We start from the raw sequence: 21,585 nt of genomic DNA on the forward strand, positions 1-21,585 counted from the left end.
ACAGGAGGTACCTTCATTTTTTTGTTCGTTTTATGCTTGGCGTATAAATGAAATCAGATCATCAACAGATACTTCATGTGATTCACCTGATTTTCTAAACTTCACTTCAACAATACCTTCTTCTGAACGTTTACCGCAGCTAATGCGAATTGGCAGTCCAATTAAATCACTGTCTGCAAATTTCACTCCTGCACGCTCCTGGCGGTCATCGAAAAGTACGTCAAAGCCTTCATCTTCTAAGCGCTCGTACAACGTTTCAGCTAGTTCTTTTTGTGCATCGTTTTTCATATTTAATGCAAGGAGGTGAAGGTCATATGGTGCCACTGTTTCTGGCCAAATGATTCCTTTCTCATCGTGATGCTGTTCAACAATCGCTGAAAGAGTTCTAGAGATGCCGATGCCATAGCAGCCCATTATCATTGGCTGTGCACGTCCATTCTCATCAAGGTACGTTGCATCCATTGACTCAGAATAACGAGTGCCAAGTTTAAAGACTTGTCCTACTTCAATCCCTTTTGCAAACTGGATGGTGCCTTCCCCGTCTGGAGAAACATCTCCTTCTTGAATCAAGCGAAGATCTGTGAATTCTTTCACTGACACATCACGTGCAGGGTTGACATTGACATAGTGATAATCCGCTTCGTTTGCACCAGCGACTGCATTTGTCATTCCCTTCACAGCAAGGTCCGCATAAATATCGACTTCTGCTTCCAGTTTAACAGGTCCAACAAATCCAGGCTCAGTTCCAATGACTTCTAGCACTTCTTCGCGTGATGCTAGTTCGACAAGCTGTGCTCCTACTAAGTTTTTCACTTTCACATCATTTACTTCATGATCGCCTCTAGTAAGGATGAGAACATACGCATCATCTGCTTTAAACAAAACAGATTTAATGCATGCAGAAGGATCAACTTCTAAAAATCCAGCCACATCTTGAATTGTTTTCGCTTGCGGCGTGTGGACTTTTTCAAGCTCTTTGAAGTCCGCAGGATTTGCTTCATCTCCGTGATATACAGCCTCAGCCATTTCAATGTTCGCAGCATATGAGGAAGTATCAGAATAAGCGATGGTATCCTCTCCGACCTCTGAGAGTGCCATGAACTCATGTGTATCTTTTCCGCCCATTGCCCCAGAATCTGCAATGACTGGTCTAAAATTGAGACCTACTTTTGAGAACACATTAGAGTAAGCTGTAAACATTTTGTTGTATGTCTCGTCAAGGCTTTCTGGTGAAGAATGGAATGAGTATGCATCCTTCATAATAAATTCACGTCCGCGCAGCAGTCCAAAGCGTGGTCTCTGTTCATCACGGAATTTTGATTGAATTTGATATAGAGTTAAAGGTAGCTTCTTATACGATTTCACTTCGCTGCGTACTAGTGATGTAATCACTTCTTCGTGGGTTGGACCAAGCGCAAATTCGCGGCCATGGCGATCCTTCATACGCATCAGTTCTGGACCGTATGTATACCATCTTCCTGACTCTTGCCACATTTCTGCCTGCTGCAGCACTGGCATTAACAGTTCAGCTGCGCCTGCCTTTTCCATTTCCATGCGGACGATGGATTGAATATGCTGAATGACTTTATGCGCAAGCGGCAGATAATGATAGATTCCACTTGTATTTTGTCTAATAAATCCAGCTCTTACTAAGAGTTGATGACTTTTTGCCTCAGCATCTGCCGGCACCTCTCGAAGAGTTGGAATGAAAGTCAGGGATTGTCTCATGTCGTTACACCTCATTTATGAAATAGGACTTCTCACAAAAACTCTTGTTTCCCGGAATGAGAAACAAGAGAGAATGGTTTTTATAAAAATAACCGCTGAATGTCATTCCACGTTACCACTAACATTAACAGCATGAGGAAAGCAACACCGATAAAGACAACAAGTGCTTCTTTCTCACGATTAATTGGTTTACCGCGAATGGCTTCAACAAATAAGAATAGTAAACGTCCTCCGTCTAATGCAGGAATCGGTAACAAATTCACGATGCCTAGGTTGATACTGAGGAACGCCGCAAACTGCATTAATGTTAACACACCTTGTTTGGCTACTTCTCCTGTCATGTCATAAATTCCAACAGGCCCTGCTAGCATGTCTAGTGAAAATTGTCCTGTGACAATTTTTTGCAAGTTCGTTAAGATTAGACCTGCTGTTGATATGACAGTTGTTCCTGAAGAGGAAATGACTTTCAAGAATCCATTTTCCGTTGGTGGATATGATCCGAAACGGCCAATGCTTTTTCCGTCAGCTTTCACAGCTTCTGGTACAACCTGCACAGTGCTTTCTTTGCCGTCTCGATCAATGACGACATTCATTTTTTTCTCAGGGTTCTTTTGAACTGTTTGAACGACGTCTGTCCAAGAATTCATTTTCTCGCCGTTAATGGATACGATGTGATCTCCCTGCATGAGTCCAGCTTCCGCTGCTCGGCCGTCTTTCGTGAGCTTACCGAGTACAGGATCATCAACGGTTACCCCTTGAATAAAGCCTAAAGCAACCAAAATCACATACGCCAGGATAAAGTTCATAATTGGTCCAGCTGCGATGGCTTTAATTCGCTGCCATACCGTTTTTGAACCGAATTGACGATTGTATGGTGCGATTTGAATTTCTTCACCATCTGCAATATAGAAACTTGTTTGACTAACATTGTAGCCTGTCAAAATATCTTCATTTCCAGCTTCATATCCTGAGATTCTCATGGCATGATCTAAATCAATCTGCTCAACTTCGATGACAAGTGCATCAGGATATTTTTCTTTATCATTTAAAATGATCTTTTCTACTTCATTTTGCTCATTGAATAAGAGCCCCACTGTATGACCTGGTTTAATCTCTATGACTTCAGGGTCTTCTCCAGCCATTTTAACAAATCCGCCAATAGGGAGAAGTCTAATGGTATAAACGGTTTCTTTTCGTTTAAAGGAGAAAATCTTCGGCCCAAAACCAATTGCGAACTCGCGGCATAAAATCCCCGCGCGCTGCGCCATAATTAAATGGCCAAGCTCGTGGAAAAAAACGAGCGTTCCAAAAATAATAATAAACGCAATCACTGTATTCACGAACATACCACCTTATGTGAGGATTGATTGAACAAAGTCTCGTGTATCTTTGTCCACTTCATGGATATCTTGCAAACTAGGCGTTGAAATCACATGATGTCTAATTAGTGCCTTTTCAATCAATTCTTCAATTTGCAGGAACGTTACTTTGCCTTTCAGAAATGCATCGACTGCTATTTCATTTGCTGCATTAAGTACAGCAGGCATTGTCCCTCCTATTTTACCTGATTCATAAGCAAAATGTAAGCAGCGATACCTGTCAAAATCCGCTTTTTGGAAATTCAATTGTCCAATCTCCCAAAGGTTCAATGATTTCGCTTCTTGTAACGGCGCCCTGTCAGGGTATGTGAGTGCATATTGAATAGGCACTCTCATGTCAGGTGTCCCTAACTGAGCCATGACGCTTTTGTCGTGAAATTCCACCATCGAATGGATAATGCTCTCTTTATGTAGCAGCACATCAATTTGTTCATAAGGGATATCAAACAACCAATGTGCCTCAATCACCTCGAGCCCTTTATTCATCATCGTCGCTGAATCAATGGTGATTTTCGCTCCCATCGACCAGTTCGGGTGGTTCAGCGCTTCTTCAACCGTAACACCTTCAAGTTCAGTTCGTTTTTTATCTCGGAAACTACCACCTGAAGCTGTCACGATTAAGCGTTCAATATTTTTAGCTTGTTCACCTTGCAGGCATTGAAAAATAGCGGAATGCTCACTATCGACAGGAAGTAAAGGTACATCATATGTTTTAGCGTACTCTTTTACTATATGACCAGCTGTTACAAGTGTTTCCTTATTTGCGAGTGCAATCGTCTTTTTTTGTTCAATGGCCTTTAATGTTGGAACAAGTCCAACACTTCCTACAAGTGCATTTACCACTACGTCCACTGCATCATAGGTCGCTGCCTCAATGTTGGCTTCATCACCAGCAGCCAGCTTCACACCGTATGCAAATGAATGATTTTTTAGCATGTGATAGGTTTCTTCGTCTACACAGCCAACGAATTCAGGCTGAAAGCGCTCAATGATCGGAATCGCTTTTGATATATTTCTGCCAAAGGTCATGGCTTTCAGCTTAAATTTGTCCGGGTGCTGCCTGATCACATCTAACGTTTGTTCTCCAATTGATCCTGTTGCGCCTAATAGCGAAATATATTTCAAATTGCCACTCCTTCTCTCGTTCAATAAGTTTCTATGAGGTTAGCTGGCAAACGTTGCGAGCAGTAAGTATAAAAACGGCAGAACGAATAAAAAGCTGTCAAACCTGTCCAAAATTCCGCCATGGCCAGGGAGAATTGTCCCTGAATCCTTCACGTGATAATGACGCTTTAAAGCAGATTCCACTAGGTCGCCAAGCTGTCCAAAGATACTGAGTAAAAGAGTAATAAACATCACAAGCAGATATGATGGCAAAAATCCTGTAACCGCCTGAAACACAAGTGACAACACGACCGCTGTGACGATTCCGCCGATAAATCCTTCTACTGTTTTGTTTGGGCTGATTTCTGGCCAAAGCTTTCGTTTCCCCATAGATTTCCCAATAAAGTAGGCTCCTGAGTCAGTAGACCAAATAATCACTGCTGCGAAGAAAATCGCACTCATGCCATATAAGCCTCTAATTTGGATAAAATAATAGAAACTAACGCCAATATATAATGTGGCTAATACAACAAAAGCAACCTCATCGAATGTGAAAGAGTTTTTGCTCAAAACTGTATAAGTTAAAAGTATTAAGACTGCGAATAAAGCAATCTGCATTTTTGATGCGTCCACGTTTGGGAAGAAACTGTTGTCTCCGCCCATTAAAAGCCAAAGCAATATTAAGCTGACAATACCAGGAAAGCTGAAAATCGAGATTTTTTTCATTCTTAAAAGCTCAAAGAGAGCGACACTTCCCATTAAATAAATCAGCAGGGTAAATGGCATCTGTCCATATATAACAGCAAGTAAAAAGACTGCAGCTGCCAAAACACCCGTCAAAATTCTTTGTTTCATCTGCACCACCCTCTAAATTCCACCGAACCTCCGGCCGCGGCGCTGGTACTCTCCAATAGCGCCTATAAGGTGCTCATCAGAAAAGTCAGGCCAAAGCACATCCGTAAAGACAAACTCGCTGTAAGCAATTTGCCAAAGCATAAAGTTGCTTAATCTAATTTCTCCACTCGTGCGAATGAGCAAATCCGGATCTTGAAGAGATTCTGTCATTAAATAAGCTGAAAACATCTCTTCTGTGATGTCTTCTGCTTGAAGCTTACCTTCTTTGACCATTTCAGAAATTTGTCTGCATGCGGAGACGATTTCTGTGCGCCCCCCGTAGTTGAGCGCAAAATTCAAAACGAGTCCGTCGTTATTTGCCGTACTCTTTACTGCATTCTCTACCGCTTTTTTCGTATGCTGCGGGAGGCCGTCTGGATCACCTGTTAAACGCACACGGACATTTTCCTCGATGAGTTCAGGTAGGTAGATGTTTAAAAATTCTTCAGGAAGTTTCATTAAAAAGTCTACTTCTAGTTTTGGACGTTTCCAATTTTCCGTAGAGAAAGCATACAAAGTCAGCACTTTGACATTCAGCTCATTTGCAAGCTTTGTCATGCGCTTGACGACTTTCATTCCTTCATGATGACCTGCTACCCGTGGAAGAGCACGTTTTTTCGCCCATCTTCCGTTCCCATCCATGATAATGGCGATATGTTCAGGAATTTCTCCATTTAATATGTCTTCTTTTGTCAGGCTTTCTAAGTTGGAAGCTGCTGTTTGCTGATTCTTCCAATTTTTGAGTATATTGAGCATGAGATTCCTCCATCACCCAAAAAGGTTGCGTTCCCGCTAATAATATAGTCATCAACAGTATTAACAAAAAAACCCCCTGTAAACATGAAGAGGGTCTTTTCACTATTATCTATTGTACATAGTTTTTTCTTAAACTTCCATGATTTCTTTTTCTTTATCTTTCGTCACGTCATCAATTTTAGCGACATATTCATCTGTCAATTTTTGGACATCCTCTGTTGATGATCTTAATTCATCTTCAGTGATCTCCCCATTTTTCTCAAGCTTTTTCAAATCATCGTTTGCATCACGACGAACGTTACGAACAGCTACTTTTGCTTCTTCTGAGTATTTTTTTACTACTTTCACAAGCTCTTTACGTCTTTCTTCTGTCAGCGCAGGAATCGCAATGCGGATCACATTTCCGTCACTTGTTGGCGTGATGCCAAGATCAGACTTTTGGATCGCTTTTTCGATATCACCGATTGCTGTTTTATCGTAAGGTGTGATAATCAGCATACGTGCTTCTGGCACTGTGATTGACGCAATTTGGTTAAGAGGTGTTTGTGCACCGTAATAATCAACTGTCACTTTATCAAGCAGTGAAGCATTTGCGCGGCCTGCACGAACAGTTGCAAGCTCACGTCCGTATGCTTGTACAGCTTTATCCATTTTTTCTTTCGTTTGGTTCAACACTTCTTTTGACACGTTATTTCCCCCTCACGATCGTTCCGATTGATTCGCCATTTACGGCACGTTTAATATTTCCTTCTTCCATAATGGAGAAGACAATTAATGGAATGTCATTGTCCATACATAATGAGGACGCAGTAGAATCCATTACAGCAAGCCCTTCTTTAAGTACATCAAGATATGAAAGCTTATCATATTTTACTGCATCCGCATCTGTACGAGGATCAGCACTGTAGACACCATCTACATTATTTTTCGCCATTAAAATGACATCTGCTTCAATTTCTGCTGCTCGAAGTGCTGCCGTAGTATCTGTAGAGAAATAAGGGTTACCTGTTCCAGCAGCAAAAATGACGACACGTTTCTTCTCAAGATGACGGATCGCTTTTCTTCTTATGTATGGTTCTGCAACCTGTCTCATTTCGATAGAGGTTTGCACTCTAGACTGAATGCCAAGCGTTTCTAGGCTGTCCTGTAACGCCAGTGAGTTCATCACTGTTGCTAGCATCCCCATATAGTCTGCTGTTGCACGGTCCATTCCTAGATCACTGCCTGTCTTTCCGCGCCAAAGGTTTCCTCCGCCTACAACGACCGCAACTTCAACATCAAGCTCTGCAATTTCTTTTACTTGCTTAGCAATGGATTGAATGACAGTTGGGTTAATTCCATTTCCAGCATCACCCGCTAGTGCTTCGCCACTTAGCTTCAGTACAATGCGATTATATTTCGGTTTGCTCATGATAACCTCCAAGTGTAAACTATACCGTCTCTTATTATGCGTAAGAAACTGCCTTTTGTAAATCAATATCCTCTAAAAAATAGGGAACACAGTGCTTGTGCTCCCCTAAAAAAGCCCCAGAGAGCTTTTCAAACATTATTTTTTCACTTGGCTCATAACTTCTTCAGCAAAGTTGTCTTGACGTTTTTCGATACCTTCGCCCACTTCATAGCGAACATAAGTTTGAACAGTTGCGTTTTTCGCAGCTACAACTTGTTTCACTTTTTCATCTGGGTTTTTAACGAACGCTTGGTCAAGTAAGCAAATTTCTTCGAAGAATTTGTTTAGACGGCCTTCTACCATTTTAGCTACGATGTTTTCAGGCTTTCCTTCTTGAAGCGCTTGCTGAGTTAATACTTCACGCTCACGGTTTGCTTCTTCTTCTGACACTTGATCACGAGAAATGTATTTAGGGTTTACAGCTGCAACGTGCATTGCGATGTCTCTTGCAAGCTCTTCGTCAGTTGTTCCGTTAAGAACAGCTAACACACCGATACGTCCGCCCATGTGCAGGTAAGAACCGAATGCAGCATTATCTTCTTTTGTGATGACAGAGAAACGACGTAGAGTGATTTTCTCTCCGATTTTCGCAATTGCAGATGTGATATGCTCTTCAACTGTTGAACCGTTTTCCATTTTAGAAGCATGAGCTTCTTCAATTGTTGCAGGTTTAGCAGCTAGCAAATGATCAGCAAGTTCGTTAAGAAGTGCTTGGAATCCTTCGTTTTTCGCAACGAAATCAGTCTCAGAGTTCACTTCTAGGATGACGCCTGTGTTGCCGTCAGTTTTGATAAGAGTTAATCCTTCTGCCGCAATACGGTCTGCTTTTTTCGCAGCTTTTGCGATTCCTTTTTCTCTTAGAAGGTCGATTGCTTTCTCGATGTCACCATCAGTTTCTGTTAACGCTTTTTTACAGTCCATCATACCTGCACCAGTTTTTTGACGCAGTTCTTTAACTAATTGAGCAGTAATTGCCATTTTACATTTCCTCCTTCTATGTTAAAACACGGATTACTAGGTGAAAAAAAGGTGATAAAAGGCATTTCCCTCTTATCACCTTTTGAATAGGTTACGCAGTTGTTGTTTCAGTTTCTGTCGTTTCTTCTACAACAGCTTCTTCTTCGCCTTGTTTAGACTCAAGAATCGCATCTGCCATTTTAGCAGTTAGAAGTTTTACAGCACGGATTGCATCATCGTTTGCAGGGATCACAACATCAATTTCGTCTGGATCACAGTTTGTGTCAACGATACCGATGATTGGGATATTCAATTTACGAGCTTCTGCAACTGCAATACGCTCTTTACGAGGGTCGATAATGAAAAGTGCATCCGGAAGACCCTTCATGTCTTTGATTCCGCCTAGGAATTTTTCAAGACGTTCTAATTCTTTTTTCAGTTGAACGACTTCTTTCTTAGGAAGAACTTCGAAAGTACCGTTTTCTTGCATTTTTTCAATATCTTTTAAACGTTTGATACGTTTTTGGATTGTTTCAAAGTTTGTTAAAGTTCCACCAAGCCAGCGTTGGTTCACATAGAACATACCAGAACGGATTGCTTCTTCTTTCACTGAATCTTGTGCTTGCTTTTTCGTACCAACGAAAAGGATTTTTCCTCCGTCAGCAGCAAGGTTTTTCGTGAAGTTGTAAGCTTCCTCTACTTTTTTCACCGTTTTTTGAAGGTCGATGATGTAGATACCGTTACGCTCTGTAAAGATGTAACGCTTCATTTTTGGGTTCCAACGGCGAGTTTGGTGACCGAAGTGAACACCAGCTTCTAGCAATTGTTTCATAGAAATAACTGACATTTTGTTGCCTCCTAATATAATGGTTTTTTTTCCTCCGCTTAAGTCATGTTCACATAAAACTGCGCCACGGCAGCACCTTCATACGAATCATTAAGCGTGTGTATTTAACACCAAGAAATAATATAACACATGATGGACTGACAATCAAGAATCCTTTACAGCTTTCCGCTAAATTTTAATAAAAGCTCGATTTCTGTCTTGCCAGTTTTCATTTCTTTCGCTATTTCTTCTAGTGATCGCCCTTCATCATATAAGGTCTTCACTTGATCTTCGAATGTTTCTTCTATTTCACTTTTAGAAGGCAGAGAAGCCTCTGTTTCAAGTTGTGGAACGGGTTCGTTTACCTTCTCTTCCTGCACCTCAACTTCGCTAAGAAGAGCCGACAGGTGCTCTGGTACGGGTTCTTCACTTTCGACCGATTGCTGGGATTCAATTGGTGGTTGTGGCTGCTTTGGTGTCTGAAGATCCGATTTCAGCTCTTCAGCAGAAAAATCAGGGGAAGCGGCTGCCACTTTTGTTAGTTTGTCATTCTCTTCTTTGACTTCCATCAAAAATGCAGCCAGGGTATTTTCCGTTTCTTCTAGAAGTTCTCGCTGTTTTTGTTCTGTTGCCTTCAGCGAATTCATTCTCGTATATAAAATAATCACAAAATAAATAAGTGCAGCATGAAGCATGAAGCTAATCAGCCATAACATATTTTTTCACTCACTAACTCTTTAAGATTGAATGGCTTTATCAAGCAGATGCTTAAGCTTGAACAAGGCCTTTGAATGAATTTGCGAAATGCGCGAGGTAGATAAATTGAGCACCTGACCGATTTCCGTTAATGTCAGTTCTTCTTTATAGAAAAGACTGATCACAAGCTTTTCTTTTTCAGAAAGCTCAGTGATTTTTTCAGAAAGCTGTTCAATTAATTCATCTTTCAGCATTTTCTCTTCTGGAGTCACAGACTTCTCGTCGCGAATCATGACTTGGACGTTTTCTCCGTCTTCTTGATCATGCAGCTTCTCATCGATTGAGAGCAGATTTGCAAAGAATCCTTCATTCATCGTTGTGACAACATCTTGTTCACTCATGCCGAGTTCCTCAGCCACCTCTGTCGGCGTCACATTACGCAAATAACGCTGTTCAAGCTTTTCAATAGCCGCTTCTACTTTTTTTGTTTTTTCTCTTGATGTACGAGGCAGCCAGTCCTCTTTACGAAGACCGTCGATGATGGCCCCGCGGATTCTGAAGGATGCATATGTATCAAACTTCAGATCTCTTCCGGGATCAAATTTTTCAAGGGCATCATATAAACCGAGCATCCCTAGACTGATCAAGTCTTCTTTATGCACTGACTTCGGGAGACCGATGGAAATTCTTCCAACATGATATGTGACGAGCGGCATATAGCGGCGCATAAGATCATCTCCAGCAGCAGGGTCTTTCCACTCTTTCCATCTAGCCCATAGCGCCTGATCTTCGTAATTTAAGGATTGCATCTTTATCCCCCTATACTTCCTTAGTTATATCTTCATAATGCCTTGCTTCACAGTACGGATCTCAAGCTCTGCCGTAAGCGGATCGAATTCAATCGTACGGCCACTGTTTCCGCCTGTATCCTCACTAATAATCGGGATATGATGAAGAGACAGATGTTCTTTCACAGCTGAAACGTTTCTAGGTCCAATTCTCATAAGATCATTGGTTGACTTAAACTTAAACATTTCCGCCCCGCCAGCAAGTTTTGCCTTTAGCGCATGTTTGCGTGCGCCTGCTTTTAGGAGCAGATCAATTGTATGCTTGACACCTGTATCTGCATATTTAGCCAAGTTCTCCACCGTCCCTTTTGAAAGAGAGGAGTCTGGCAGCATAACATGGACAAGGCCTGCCAGCTTTTTCTCTTGATCAAACAAGACAAGCCCTACGCAAGAACCAAGACCGGATGTCCGAATGCGGTCCGGTGTTTTGACAAGCTGAACATCCGCAATACCAACCTTTACAACTGCCGGAATTTGCACGTTCATTATAGGTTACCTAATGCTTTGAATAGTTTTTCAAACGATTCAAAGTCTGGTAATAGAAACATATTTCCTTTCAGCTCTTGTTTATTTTGATCATCAAAAATAGATGTATCAATCACAATCGCCTGATCACCAAGAGGACTGAATTGCATTAACCCTTCACTAATGACAGCTCCGAACATATCGAGCGTGACATCTGGAACACTTGGGTAAAGCTGCAATTTTGTTAAATCGGCAAGGGCTGATAAATAAGAGCCCGCTAAAATATTTCCCAGTTCATGAAGTGCTGACGTCCCCATCTCATGTTCATGAATCGTATCAATATCAAATGCCGGATCCTGGACAAGCTCTCTTACAAATTGCTCCGCTTGCTCAAACGGCATAATGAAAAAGATTGACCCGGTTAAATCCCCTTCCATTCGCAGGAAAATGCTTGCAACGGGAAGGTCTGCACCGCCAAAGAAATCCATTAAATCTTCAAACGAGAGAACCTTGACAAAAGGAACAGCCATATCAATTTTGCGATCCAATAGGTTGGCAAGAGCAGACGCTGCGTGGCCTGCCCCGATATTCCCAACCTCTCCTAAAATATCTAGCTGTTCATCTTTAATTTCGTTGAAAATGCTCATTTCACATCCCCCTTAATGAACAGGTGCACCTTGAACGCTCTTGTCGAGGACAGCACCGGCATGAATGATATTGAAAAGACGCTGATCATGCTTAATAATACCTGTCACCCATGACTGTCCTTCTTTTTCAGCTGATTCAGGAGAAGATTCTACTTCTTCCTGATGGACGGTTATGACATCATTTGCTTCATCAACAATCCAGCCGACTTCAATGTCACCTACTTGTACAATGATCATTCTTGTTTCATCTGTAATCTCGTTGTCAGTAGAACCAAGTCTGACTCTCAGGTCAATGACAGGTGTCACGACACCGCGTAAATTAATAACACCGCATATATAAGGGGCAACGCCAGGAACTCTTGTCGGCTGCTGCCATTTTTCAATGGACTTTACTTCTGATACTGAAATGGCGTATTCTTTTTTGTTTACGATAAACACAATCATCTTTTCGCCAGTTTTGATATCTGTACTCATTTCAGACCGCTCCTCTATTGTTTTTTACTTGATCAGTGCATTACAGTCAACGATGAGTGCAACTTGACCGTCACCTAAGATCGTTGCGCCGGATATCGCAAATACGTTTGGCAGATAATCTCCTAGTGATTTCAATACAACCTCTTGCTGACCAATAAATGAATCGACCACAAATGCTGTCAGCTTGTCTCCTTTACGAACAACAATGATGTGCAGTTCTTCCTCTAATTCATTCGCATTTGGTACGTGGAATTGTTTCTTCAAGTACACGACCGGTACGATAAATCCGCGGAAATCAATCACTTCCCGATCATGCGTTTGCAAGATGTCACTTTTCTTAATGACAGCCGTTTCAATAATAGAAGAAATCGGAATCGCAAATGTTTCCTCTTCCAGTTTTACAAGAAGAACGGAAATAATCGATAGTGTCAGCGGAAGCTGGATCGAGAATAGTGAGCCCTGACCTTCTGTTGAGTTAATACTCACAGATCCGCCAAGTGATTCTAGTTTGTTTTTCACAACGTCAAGACCTACACCGCGGCCTGAGATGTCAGAAATCGTGTCAGCTGTAGAGAATCCAGCTGCAAAGATCAATGAATCAATTTGATGATCTTCAAGCGTTTCTGCTTCTCTTTCTGTAATAACCCCGCGCTCTAATGCTTTTTCAAGCACCTTTTTACGGTTAATCCCGCCTCCATCATCCTCTACTTCAATGAAGACATGGTTTCCGCTATGATACGCTTTTAATAGAACCGTACCTTTTTCCGGCTTGCCTTTTTTCACACGTTCTTCTGGTGATTCAATCCCGTGATCTAGACTGTTTCTAAGTAAGTGCAAGAGCGGATCTCCAATCTCGTCGATCACTGTTCGATCAAGCTCTGTCTCAGCACCCTCAATAATAAGTTCAATTTTCTTATTAAGCTCTTTCGTCAATTGACGAATCATACGCGGGAATCTATTAAAGACAGTTTCCACAGGTACCATTCTCATGTTCAGGATGATTGATTGCAGGTCTCCAGAAATACGTGTCATTCTTTCGACTGTGTCTGTCAGTTCGTTATTTTCTAATTCTTTAGCAATCTGTTCTAATCGGCCTCTATCAATCACAAGTTCTTCAAATAGATTCATTAGAGAATCTAGACGGTCGATGTTGACACGAATTGTTTTTGTTCCGCCGGCAGCTGCACCGTTATTGCCATTTGCTTTTGGTGCATCATTTGCTGGCGCTTTCGCAGCAGGAACGGAGACTTCTTCTTTTTTCTGTTCAGGCTGCGCCTCTTGTTTTTCAGCCGGAGCTGCTTCATCAAATGCGGAGACTTCAGAGATCTCAACCTTCTCAACCTCTGAGATCGCCGTGACGATTTTCTGCACTTCGTCCATCGGCAGTTTAGAAAGATAAGAAATGCTGAATTCTGATTCGAAATCTTCTGATTCTAACAGCTCTGCATTCGGAACGGTTTTGACAACCTCGCCTGCTTCATTTAGTCTTTCAAAAATCATATAGACACGAACGGCTTTTAGTAAGCACGCTTCGCTTAATGTCACGTTGAGTTCATAGCATTTGAAGCCTTGCTCTCTCGCTTCATCAAGAACCGTCCGTTCAAATTCGTTATAATCTAAGTCATTAGCAGCTGCTGATGCATCTGCTGTTTCAACGCTAGAAGCTGCCTCAGCATGGCTTCCTGTCACATCTAGCTTTTTACTAATCTCTGTGACATCACGTTTCCCGTCTCCTCCTTCTGCAATCGATTGAACCATTGCTTCAAGATGATCGAGTGCTTCGAACATCGTATCCATTGACTCAGGAGTGACAATCATTTGTTCATTACGGATAGCATCAAACATGTTTTCTAAATGATGCGTTAAGTGAGCCATATCATCAAAGCCCATCGTTGCACTCATGCCTTTCAATGTATGAGCTGCTCTGAATATATCATTCACTAGCTGCAAGTCGGTTGGGTTCTTTTCTAAATCAAGAAGTTTTTCATTACAAGTTTGTAAGTGTTCTCTGCTTTCATCTAAAAAGATATCTAAGTATTGGTTTACATCCAACGTGTTCACGCCCTCTCTTTTTTCATGGAGCTTATAATTGCATGTGCGATGTCATCCACATGCCTTGTCTCATGTGCAAGGCCTGCTTTAATGACTGATTTAGGCATTCCGAAAACAACACATGATTCTTCTTTTTCTGCAATGACTTTCGTATGACCGCTTGCGACCATTTTTTTGACACCTTCCGTACCGTCACTGCCCATTCCTGTCATAATGACAGCGATTTTCTCGTAACCCTTTATGCTGCTGATGGATTCAAATAAATAGTTAACAGACGGTTTGTGCCGGCTTTCCGTGTCTTCAGGGGACAGCCTGATAACAAGTGATCCCCCTTGGTCATGAAGTGACATATTCATTCCACCAGGAGCTATGTAAGCCACTCCATTTTTCGCGATGTCTCCATCTTGTGCTTCTTTAATCGTAATTTGTGATAAATGGTCTAACCTAGCAGCAAGTGATGCCGTAAATCCTGCCGGCATATGCTGCACAATCAATATAGGTGCCTCTATGTCCTTAGGCAGCTTCGTTACGACTCGTTGAAGTGCCCTTGGCCCTCCTGTAGATGTTCCAATAGAAATAATCTTTCGGAGTGAGGCGCCTTTTACTGTTTGCAGACGGGGTGCAGCCACTGGACTTGGCGGCTTTATCACCGGTTTAGGAGACATCTTCTCTTCAGTGCGTTTCCTTGACAGTCCTGCCGCAAGTACCCGCTCAACAATTTGCCCCCTCACTTTGTGCAAATCGAGCGAAATACTTCCCGAAGGTTTTGTCACAAAGTCGAAAGCACCGAGTTCTAAGCAATGGATGGTTAAATCTTTTCCTTGCTTTGTCTGGCTTGACACCATAATTACGGCAAGGTCGTGTTCAGCCAGAATTTGTTTTAATGCTTCTGTTCCATTTAAAACAGGCATTTCCACATCTAATGTGACAACATCTGGATTCAGTTCCTTGATCCGTTTTAAGGCATCTTCCCCATTTCGCGCCGTTCCGACGACTTCAATTTCTTGCTCAGCACTTAGAAAATCACTAATGAGTTTTCTCATAAAGGCCGAGTCATCTACTACTAGCACTCTAATCATGAGTCCACCTTCCTCCTTTTAAAAAAAGAGGACAACTTATCTATAAACGTATGCTGTTCTCTCCGTGCCTCTCTTATCTGCTGATGATATAGTGTTTCTGCCAGCATCTTAATGGTTTTACTCAGCCTTGAATGAGGCTGCTTCATATAAAATGGAATTTGTTCTGATACTGCTTTAGGAACCGCAGGATCATCGGGCACAGCGCCAGCAAATACAAGTTTTCTGTGAAGAAAAGATGTGACCACTCCTGCTAATTTCCGGTAGGTTTCAGACCCTTCTGACGGAGTTTTGCACCGGTTGACAATGATTTGCACAGACCGTTCAAACTGATGAATGGCTAAGTGTTTAATCGCGCTGTAGGCATCCATGATGGATGTCGGCTCTGGCGTAGTCACAACGACTACTTCCCCTGCTGATAAGACAAATGGCAGCTGATCTTTTGACAGGCCGGCACCCATATCAAAGAAAATACAATCGAAGCCCTGCATCATTTTTTCCATCTCTTCCAAAAAGAACGACCATTGATCTTTATCTAAAGAAAACAGCTGTTCAAGTCCACTTCCACCAGAAATGTAATATAGGTTATCCGTTCCTTTTGTCATAGCTGCTTGGAAGGATTTTTTTCTAACGAGAACATCTAATATAGAGCTAGCCGATGTTTTCCCTAGTAAAATATCAATATTCCCCATCCCAAAATCAAGATCGATCACTAACACTCTTTTGCCTGTGCTTGCGATAGACAGTGCCATATTCAGTGTCAAATTCGATTTACCTACCCCGCCTTTGCCGCTCATAACGGCAATGGTTTTTGCATGTCCGCTGACGTTAAGAGGAGCCGGTGTGATCATTTGACTCTGCTGAACTAGTTTTCTTAGCCCTTCTGCTTGGTCGGGCTTCATGATTGTAAAACCATCCTTGTAAGTTCACGAGGAGAACCTTCAAGAATATCTTCAGGCACATTTTGGCCATTTGTTAAAAAACCAAGTTTGATTTGAGAGTCAGCAATGATTTGAAAAATGGTTCCCATCGTGTCCGTTTCATCTACTTTTGTAAAAATGAATTGATCGATTGGAACGTGTTCAAAGCGCTTGACCATGGCTTTCATGTCTTGATACTTCGATGTAGCACTCATCACGAGAAAACTTTGAATGCTCTCATCAAATGGAATAATGTTGGTCAGCTCTTTGATATACGCTTCTTCTTTAAAGTTACGGCCTGCTGTATCGATGAAAATATGATCATACTCTTTAAAGGTCTCTTGAGCTTTTACAAAATCCTCTCTCGAATAACAAACCTCAAGAGGTGCATTCAGCAGTTCAGCATATGTTTTCAGCTGTTCGATCGCTGCAATCCGGTACGTATCGGTTGTAATAAAAGCGATCTTTTTTTGCTGCTGAATGGCCGTTTTAGCAGCCAGCTTTGCAATCGTTGTCGTTTTACCAGCTCCAGTTGAACCGAACAGTACAATGTATTTTGAAGAGATCATCGGCTCATCAGAGGTTTTAGCTGGCAGCATATCTGTCAGCAGTTGTTCAAGTTCTTTTTCTATGTGATCTTCTTTAACCGCGCCCTTTGTTAAAAGACCTTTCAGGCATTCGTCTCGAATGGCATCATCAAGACCTTGATCCTTTAGCTTTTGATCGATTGCTATGAGAGGTTCGGGTAGAATACCAGCATGCCGTTCATTCCTCACATATTCTAAAGGCTGAGTATGAGAAGTTGCTGGTTTCGCCGCTTTGGGAGCAAAGGATGGCTCTTCGGGCTGCTTTTGAACTTGTTCCTTTTTTGGTAACACTGGAAGAGGCGGCACAGGGCTTAACCCTTTACCAGCTCTTTCCTCGAAATCTTGATCCAGCACTGCAATCACTTCGACCATTTGCTGTTTCTTCAAACCGAACAGTTTGCGTTTAACAACGGTTTTGGAATTTAAAATAACGGCATCTTTTCCAAGCTGCTGCCTGATTTGAATCGTTGCCTCCTGCATAGAATTTGCTGTGATTTTTTTCATTTTCATTAGATATCCACCACTCCGATGCTCTGTACTTCCACATTCGCTTCTAGTTCGTTATAAGATAGTACCGGTAAATCTGGGAAATATCTTTCTAACAACTGCTTCACGTACATTCTTATAGGAGGTGAGCATAATAGAACCGGCGTTTCCTGACGAAGCGAAAGCTGTTCAATTTCTCTCGCCACTGATTGAATCACACTTTCAGAGGATTCTGGATCTAACGATAAGTAGTTGCCATGCTCTGTCTGCTGAACGCTGTCTGCAATCACTTTTTCTACTCGGCCTGAGCATGTCACGACTTTGAGTGATTCATCTTCTCTTGCATACTGTGCGGTAATCTGTCTTGCCAGCGCCTGTCTGACATACTCTGTTAATAAATCTGTATCAGTTGTTAATTTTCCGTAGTCTGCAAGCGTCTCAAAAATGGTGACAAGGTTTCGGATAGAGACCTTTTCTTTCAGCAGCTTCGCCAGTACTTTTTGAATATCACCGACTGCCAGCGGATTTGGCGTTACCTCATCCACTAAGACAGGATAACTTTCTTTCAGATGATCGATTAATTGCTTCGTTTCTTGGCGTCCGAGCAGTTCGTGTGTGTTTTGTCTAATCTTCTCTGTGATGTGAGTAGACACGACAGAGGCTGGATCCACAACCGTATAGCCTAGCATCTCAGCCTGATCTTTTTCTGCTTCGGATATCCATTTAGCCGGCAGTCCAAAGGATGGTTCGATTGTTTCAATACCTTCAATTGGATCATCATCAGGCGTTGGGGACATCGCTAAGTAGTGATCAAGCAGCAGCTCCCCTTTTGCTACTTCGTTCCCTTTAATTTTCAATCGGTATTCATTTGGGTTCAGTGCAATATTGTCCCGGATCCGGACGACTGGAATGACAAGACCCAGTTCGAGGGCAAGCTGCCTTCGGATCATCACAATTCGGTCTAACAGGTCACCACCCTGGTTTGCATCAGCGAGTGGGATGAGGCCGTAGCCAAATTCAAATTCAATGGCATCCATTTGCAGAAGATGAATAACGCTTTCTGGACTTTTCATCTCTTCTACCTCTGCCTGTTCCTCCAGTACCTCTTCAATTTCTTCTTGGTCTTGTTTGTTTTTCGACATCATGTATGCGCCAAGTGCAAGTAAACCTGCGATCGGTCCTGTCAAAAGTATGCCGATTGGCGTAAACAGCCCAAGAAGGAAGATGGTGCCCGCTGTCACATAAAGCATGGCCGGGAATGCGAAGAGCTGACCTGTAATGTCTGACCCAAGGTTTCCATTAGAAGCTGCTCTAGTCACAACAATCCCTGTGGCCGTTGAAATGAGGAGTGCCGGAATTTGCGAAACGATTCCGTCTCCTACCGTTAATAAGGTAAAGTGTGAGGCTGATTCTTGAATCGACATGCCTTGCTGAAGCATCCCGATAATGATTCCAAATATAATATTGATGATGACGATGATAATACCTGCGATGGCGTCCCCTTTTACGAACTTACTGGCACCATCCATCGCTCCATAAAAGTCTGCTTCTCTCGCTACTTTTTCACGGCGATTTCTTGCTTCACTTTCTGTCAGCATTCCTGCATTTAAATCTGCGTCAATACTCATTTGTTTACCTGGCATCGCATCGAGTGTAAATCTTGCCGCAACCTCTGATACACGCTCTGCCCCTTTTGTGATAACAATAAACTGAATGATGATCAGGATAAGGAAAACAACAAGACCAACGAGGATATTTCCTCCAACAACAAATGAACCGAACGTTTCGACAACTTTCCCAGCATCTCCTGTTGAAAGAATAGAACGTGTTGTAGAGATGTTAAGCCCTAAACGAAACAGCGTTAAGAGCAAAAGCAATGATGGAAAAATTGAAAATTGCAGTGGTTCTTGCATGTTCATTGTGGTGAGAAGCACGATAAGCGCAAGAGAAATATTAATAATGATTAAAATACTTAATAAAACGGGCGGAAACGGTATGACCAGCATCGCCACAATTAAAATAACACTGAATAAAACAGATAAATCTCTTGCTGACATGCCTGTTCTCTCCTTTTAAAACCAAAAATTCATAAAATCTTTTGTTTCGTTTTATAGACATAAGCTAAAATTTCTGCGATGGCCTTAAAGTATTCTTCTGGCACTGCTTGGTCGATGTCAACCTGATCATAAAGCGCGCGGGCAAGCGGCCTGTTCTCTACAGTCATGACATCATGTTCTTTCGCAATCGTTCTAATTTTCAAAGCCAAAATATCCGTTCCCTTTGCTACAACATAGGGCGCGTCCATTTTTTCTTCGTCATACTTTAAAGCAATGGCATAGTGGGTTGGGTTAGTAATGATGACGTCCGCTTTTGGGACTTCCTGCATCATCCGTCTCATGGCCATTTCCCGCTGACGCTGTTTAATCTTCGATTTGATGAGCGGGTCACCCTCTGATTTTTTATACTCATCTTTGATGTCTTGTTTAGACATCCGCAAGTTTTTTTCATAATCAAATTTCTGATACATATAATCAAGCCCTGCCAAGATCAGAAGAGCACCCGCAGCATACAGCCCCATAATCAAGGTCATATTTGCGACGAAATGAAGGGTTTCCTCTGCTGTTAATAAAGGAAGCCGCAGAATTTCATCAAAGTGCATCCAAAGAGCAATAAATGTCGCAAAGCCAACAAAGCCAATTTTCAAAATAGATTTTAATAGCTCTACGAGGGCTCGAATACTGTATATTCGTTTAAATCCTTTGATTGGGTCAAGCTTTTCTAATTTCGGTTGAATTACTTCTGTCGAAAAGAGAAAGCCGACTTGTAAATAGTTACTGATAACGCCCGCCAGCATGCCAACACCAAGGATTGGCATGAGGAGGAGCCCTGTTTCCTGAAGCAATTCCAAGAATAATTGATGAATATTAGATGTGCTAACCTTCATTAGCATGGTTGTTGAATAAAAACGTTCAATGAGCGCGATAATCCGCTCTTTCATAAAAGGCCCAATAAAAAAGAATGATAAAAAGATTAATAGAAATGAGATGGCTGTATTGACGTCGGTGCTTTTGGCAACCTGTCCTTTTTTACGTGAATCCCGTCTTTTTTTCGGCGTTGCTTTTTCTGTTTTTTCACCTGCAAAAAATTGCAAGTCTAGTCTAAGCCTTGTCATCATGACGAACCACCGACCAATGCTAAGAAATTCCTCATGGTGAGTACAATCGTTTCAAATGTATTTTGGACAACACCGAAGATGACGCCCATACAGATGATGATCATAATAAAACTCACACCCATTTTAATAGGAAGTCCAACCACAAATACGTTCATTTGTGGAACTGTACGTGCCACAATCCCCAGTGCCAAATCGACTAAAAACAGACTTGCCACTACAGGTGCCGAGATTTGAAAGGCAATGATAAACATTTGGTTGAAGCTCTTTGCGATAAAGTAAGCAAAGGATTCACTGCCGAAATTCAGCGCGTATTGATCAACTGCAATGTATTGAAAGCTGTAATAGATTCCATCAAGCAGCAGGTGATGTGCGTTTGTTGCCAGCATCAACAGCAATGTGACCGTATAAAAAAACTGTCCCATCAGCGGCGTCTGCGCCCCTGTTTGCGGATCGATAATATTGGCAATCGCAAAACCCATTTGAAAATCAATGAATGAGCCGGCAATTTGAACAGCGGACACCATGATGTATGCAATCAGCCCAAGCAGCAGACCGACCATTGCTTCTTTCACCGCAAGCATCATATAAAGACCGTCTATGTCGAGTGCTGGCGGTTCCTTTATGGTGCTAAAACTAATGACAGCTAAAAACAGTGAGAATCCAACTCTGTGTACAGCTGGGATCGTTCGATGCGCTAAAAGCGGTACTGTCACAAAAAAAGCGGTGATCCGAATAAAAACTAATAGAAAAGCAGGAAATAATTCTATGATTGACATCGCTGGTTAACCTGCAAATCGATCTAAATTCGAGAACAGCTCTGTCGTAAAGGACACGATTGTTGAAAGCATCCATGGACCAAACACAACAAGCCCAATGAGTACTGCAACAATCTTAGGAATAAACGCAAGCGTTTGTTCTTGAATTTGGGTTGTCGCCTGAAACACACTGACAATCAGTCCCACAATGAGCGCGAGCGCTAGAAGCGGCCCACTCACAAGCAATACTACATACACTGATCTTTCAGCCATCGTAATGACAAATTCTGAACTCATGTTTTAAGCACCT

General features: G+C 42.0%; 22 protein-coding genes. All 22 read right to left on the reverse strand.

The genetic code is table 11. From position 1 onward, the window contains the following. Positions 1 to 30 precede the first annotated feature (30 nt). Positions 31 to 1,728 carry a proline--tRNA ligase gene (locus QSJ46_RS10385; RefSeq protein ID WP_107163670.1) on the reverse strand — a complete coding sequence of 566 codons (1,698 nt, stop codon included), beginning with the start codon at positions 1,726 to 1,728 and terminating at the stop codon, positions 31 to 33. A gap of 80 nt (positions 1,729 to 1,808) precedes the next feature. Next, complete coding sequence (gene rseP / locus QSJ46_RS10390) at positions 1,809 to 3,074, reverse strand: RIP metalloprotease RseP (protein WP_087975441.1); 1,266 nt, start codon at positions 3,072 to 3,074, stop codon at positions 1,809 to 1,811. A gap of 6 nt (positions 3,075 to 3,080) precedes the next feature. Continuing rightward, on the reverse strand, positions 3,081 to 4,232 hold the full coding sequence (gene dxr, locus QSJ46_RS10395) for a 1-deoxy-D-xylulose-5-phosphate reductoisomerase (protein ID WP_047202172.1): 1,152 nt from the start codon (positions 4,230 to 4,232) through the stop codon (positions 3,081 to 3,083). Positions 4,233 to 4,271: 39 nt separating this feature from the next. Beyond that, positions 4,272 to 5,066 carry a phosphatidate cytidylyltransferase gene (locus QSJ46_RS10400; RefSeq protein WP_024424148.1) on the reverse strand — a complete coding sequence of 265 codons (795 nt, stop codon included), beginning with the start codon at positions 5,064 to 5,066 and terminating at the stop codon, positions 4,272 to 4,274. A gap of 12 nt (positions 5,067 to 5,078) precedes the next feature. After that, complete coding sequence (locus QSJ46_RS10405) at positions 5,079 to 5,861, reverse strand: undecaprenyl pyrophosphate synthase (protein ID WP_039178577.1); 783 nt, start codon at positions 5,859 to 5,861, stop codon at positions 5,079 to 5,081. A gap of 129 nt (positions 5,862 to 5,990) precedes the next feature. Continuing rightward, a complete protein-coding gene (gene frr, locus QSJ46_RS10410; RefSeq protein ID WP_269773506.1) occupies positions 5,991 to 6,548 on the reverse strand; it encodes a ribosome recycling factor in 558 nt (185 codons plus the stop codon). Position 6,549: 1 nt separating this feature from the next. Then, a complete protein-coding gene (gene pyrH / locus QSJ46_RS10415) occupies positions 6,550 to 7,272 on the reverse strand; it encodes a UMP kinase (protein ID WP_008344767.1) in 723 nt (240 codons plus the stop codon). 135 nt (positions 7,273 to 7,407) lie between these two features. After that, on the reverse strand, positions 7,408 to 8,289 hold the full coding sequence (gene tsf / locus QSJ46_RS10420) for a translation elongation factor Ts (protein ID WP_034281801.1): 882 nt from the start codon (positions 8,287 to 8,289) through the stop codon (positions 7,408 to 7,410). A gap of 91 nt (positions 8,290 to 8,380) precedes the next feature. Then, positions 8,381 to 9,115: a 30S ribosomal protein S2 gene (gene rpsB / locus QSJ46_RS10425; protein ID WP_007499561.1), complete on the reverse strand. Its 735-nt coding sequence runs from the start codon at positions 9,113 to 9,115 to the stop codon at positions 8,381 to 8,383. A gap of 155 nt (positions 9,116 to 9,270) precedes the next feature. Next, positions 9,271 to 9,810, reverse strand: a complete 540-nt coding sequence (locus tag QSJ46_RS10430; protein ID WP_285604700.1) for a Swarming motility protein SwrB — start codon at positions 9,808 to 9,810, stop codon at positions 9,271 to 9,273. A 21-nt stretch (positions 9,811 to 9,831) separates the two neighbouring features. Beyond that, entirely contained in the window at positions 9,832 to 10,599 is a 768-nt protein-coding gene (locus QSJ46_RS10435; RefSeq protein ID WP_024424154.1) for a FliA/WhiG family RNA polymerase sigma factor, read from the reverse strand. Between the two features lie 24 nt (positions 10,600 to 10,623). Continuing rightward, the gene (locus tag QSJ46_RS10440; RefSeq protein WP_039178568.1) at positions 10,624 to 11,124 is read right to left on the reverse strand and encodes a chemotaxis protein CheD; all 501 of its coding nucleotides are present in this window, start codon (positions 11,122 to 11,124) and stop codon (positions 10,624 to 10,626) included. Continuing rightward, the gene (locus QSJ46_RS10445) at positions 11,124 to 11,750 is read right to left on the reverse strand and encodes a chemotaxis protein CheC (RefSeq protein WP_024424156.1); all 627 of its coding nucleotides are present in this window, start codon (positions 11,748 to 11,750) and stop codon (positions 11,124 to 11,126) included. Before QSJ46_RS10445 ends, QSJ46_RS10440 begins: the two co-directional genes overlap by 1 nt. Before the next feature lie 12 nt (positions 11,751 to 11,762). After that, positions 11,763 to 12,224 carry a chemotaxis protein CheW gene (locus QSJ46_RS10450; protein ID WP_024424157.1) on the reverse strand — a complete coding sequence of 154 codons (462 nt, stop codon included), beginning with the start codon at positions 12,222 to 12,224 and terminating at the stop codon, positions 11,763 to 11,765. A 24-nt stretch (positions 12,225 to 12,248) separates the two neighbouring features. Next, positions 12,249 to 14,276 (reverse strand): chemotaxis protein CheA, encoded by a 2,028-nt coding sequence (locus tag QSJ46_RS10455; protein ID WP_039178565.1) that lies wholly within the window; start codon positions 14,274 to 14,276, stop codon positions 12,249 to 12,251. Positions 14,277 to 14,281: 5 nt separating this feature from the next. Next, entirely contained in the window at positions 14,282 to 15,355 is a 1,074-nt protein-coding gene (locus QSJ46_RS10460; protein WP_107163666.1) for a protein-glutamate methylesterase/protein-glutamine glutaminase, read from the reverse strand. Then, positions 15,352 to 16,257: a MinD/ParA family protein gene (locus QSJ46_RS10465; RefSeq protein WP_212039931.1), complete on the reverse strand. Its 906-nt coding sequence runs from the start codon at positions 16,255 to 16,257 to the stop codon at positions 15,352 to 15,354. Before QSJ46_RS10465 ends, QSJ46_RS10460 begins: the two co-directional genes overlap by 4 nt. After that, positions 16,251 to 17,369: a flagellar biosynthesis GTPase FlhF gene (gene flhF / locus QSJ46_RS10470; protein ID WP_285604701.1), complete on the reverse strand. Its 1,119-nt coding sequence runs from the start codon at positions 17,367 to 17,369 to the stop codon at positions 16,251 to 16,253. The genes QSJ46_RS10465 and flhF overlap by 7 nt, the downstream gene beginning before the upstream one ends. Continuing rightward, a complete protein-coding gene (gene flhA / locus QSJ46_RS10475) occupies positions 17,369 to 19,402 on the reverse strand; it encodes a flagellar biosynthesis protein FlhA (protein WP_039178556.1) in 2,034 nt (677 codons plus the stop codon). The genes flhF and flhA overlap by 1 nt, the downstream gene beginning before the upstream one ends. Before the next feature lie 29 nt (positions 19,403 to 19,431). After that, positions 19,432 to 20,520, reverse strand: coding sequence for a flagellar biosynthesis protein FlhB (gene flhB / locus QSJ46_RS10480; protein ID WP_107163663.1), 1,089 nt, complete (start codon positions 20,518 to 20,520; stop codon positions 19,432 to 19,434). Further along, a complete protein-coding gene (gene fliR, locus QSJ46_RS10485) occupies positions 20,517 to 21,296 on the reverse strand; it encodes a flagellar biosynthetic protein FliR (protein WP_024426982.1) in 780 nt (259 codons plus the stop codon). The genes flhB and fliR overlap by 4 nt, the downstream gene beginning before the upstream one ends. 6 nt (positions 21,297 to 21,302) lie before the next feature. Further along, positions 21,303 to 21,572: a flagellar biosynthesis protein FliQ gene (gene fliQ / locus QSJ46_RS10490; protein ID WP_003211206.1), complete on the reverse strand. Its 270-nt coding sequence runs from the start codon at positions 21,570 to 21,572 to the stop codon at positions 21,303 to 21,305. Positions 21,573 to 21,585 lie beyond the last annotated feature (13 nt).

The sequence above is a fragment of the Bacillus sp. YKCMOAS1 genome, from assembly GCF_030268125.1.
GTDB classification, from domain to species: domain Bacteria; phylum Bacillota; class Bacilli; order Bacillales; family Bacillaceae; genus Bacillus; species Bacillus safensis.

Excerpts from the sequence above, each read along its gene's own strand:
- QSJ46_RS10385 (WP_107163670.1), bottom strand. The coding sequence starts at position 1,728 with ATGAGACAATCCCTGACTTTCATTCCAACTCTTCGAGAGGTGCCGGCA.
- rseP (WP_087975441.1), bottom strand. The coding sequence starts at position 3,074 with ATGTTCGTGAATACAGTGATTGCGTTTATTATTATTTTTGGAACGCTC.
- QSJ46_RS10400 (WP_024424148.1), bottom strand. The coding sequence starts at position 5,066 with ATGAAACAAAGAATTTTGACGGGTGTTTTGGCAGCTGCAGTCTTTTTA.
- QSJ46_RS10405 (WP_039178577.1), bottom strand. The coding sequence starts at position 5,861 with ATGCTCAATATACTCAAAAATTGGAAGAATCAGCAAACAGCAGCTTCC.
- pyrH (WP_008344767.1), bottom strand. The coding sequence starts at position 7,272 with ATGAGCAAACCGAAATATAATCGCATTGTACTGAAGCTAAGTGGCGAA.
- tsf (WP_034281801.1), bottom strand. The coding sequence starts at position 8,289 with ATGGCAATTACTGCTCAATTAGTTAAAGAACTGCGTCAAAAAACTGGT.
- rpsB (WP_007499561.1), bottom strand. The coding sequence starts at position 9,115 with ATGTCAGTTATTTCTATGAAACAATTGCTAGAAGCTGGTGTTCACTTC.
- QSJ46_RS10430 (WP_285604700.1), bottom strand. The coding sequence starts at position 9,810 with ATGTTATGGCTGATTAGCTTCATGCTTCATGCTGCACTTATTTATTTT.
- QSJ46_RS10435 (WP_024424154.1), bottom strand. The coding sequence starts at position 10,599 with ATGCAATCCTTAAATTACGAAGATCAGGCGCTATGGGCTAGATGGAAA.
- QSJ46_RS10440 (WP_039178568.1), bottom strand. The coding sequence starts at position 11,124 with ATGAACGTGCAAATTCCGGCAGTTGTAAAGGTTGGTATTGCGGATGTT.
- QSJ46_RS10445 (WP_024424156.1), bottom strand. The coding sequence starts at position 11,750 with ATGAGCATTTTCAACGAAATTAAAGATGAACAGCTAGATATTTTAGGA.
- QSJ46_RS10450 (WP_024424157.1), bottom strand. The coding sequence starts at position 12,224 with ATGAGTACAGATATCAAAACTGGCGAAAAGATGATTGTGTTTATCGTA.
- QSJ46_RS10460 (WP_107163666.1), bottom strand. The coding sequence starts at position 15,355 with ATGATTAGAGTGCTAGTAGTAGATGACTCGGCCTTTATGAGAAAACTC.
- flhF (WP_285604701.1), bottom strand. The coding sequence starts at position 17,369 with ATGAAAATGAAAAAAATCACAGCAAATTCTATGCAGGAGGCAACGATT.
- flhA (WP_039178556.1), bottom strand. The coding sequence starts at position 19,402 with ATGTCAGCAAGAGATTTATCTGTTTTATTCAGTGTTATTTTAATTGTG.
- flhB (WP_107163663.1), bottom strand. The coding sequence starts at position 20,520 with ATGATGACAAGGCTTAGACTAGACTTGCAATTTTTTGCAGGTGAAAAA.
- fliR (WP_024426982.1), bottom strand. The coding sequence starts at position 21,296 with ATGTCAATCATAGAATTATTTCCTGCTTTTCTATTAGTTTTTATTCGG.
- fliQ (WP_003211206.1), bottom strand. The coding sequence starts at position 21,572 with ATGAGTTCAGAATTTGTCATTACGATGGCTGAAAGATCAGTGTATGTA.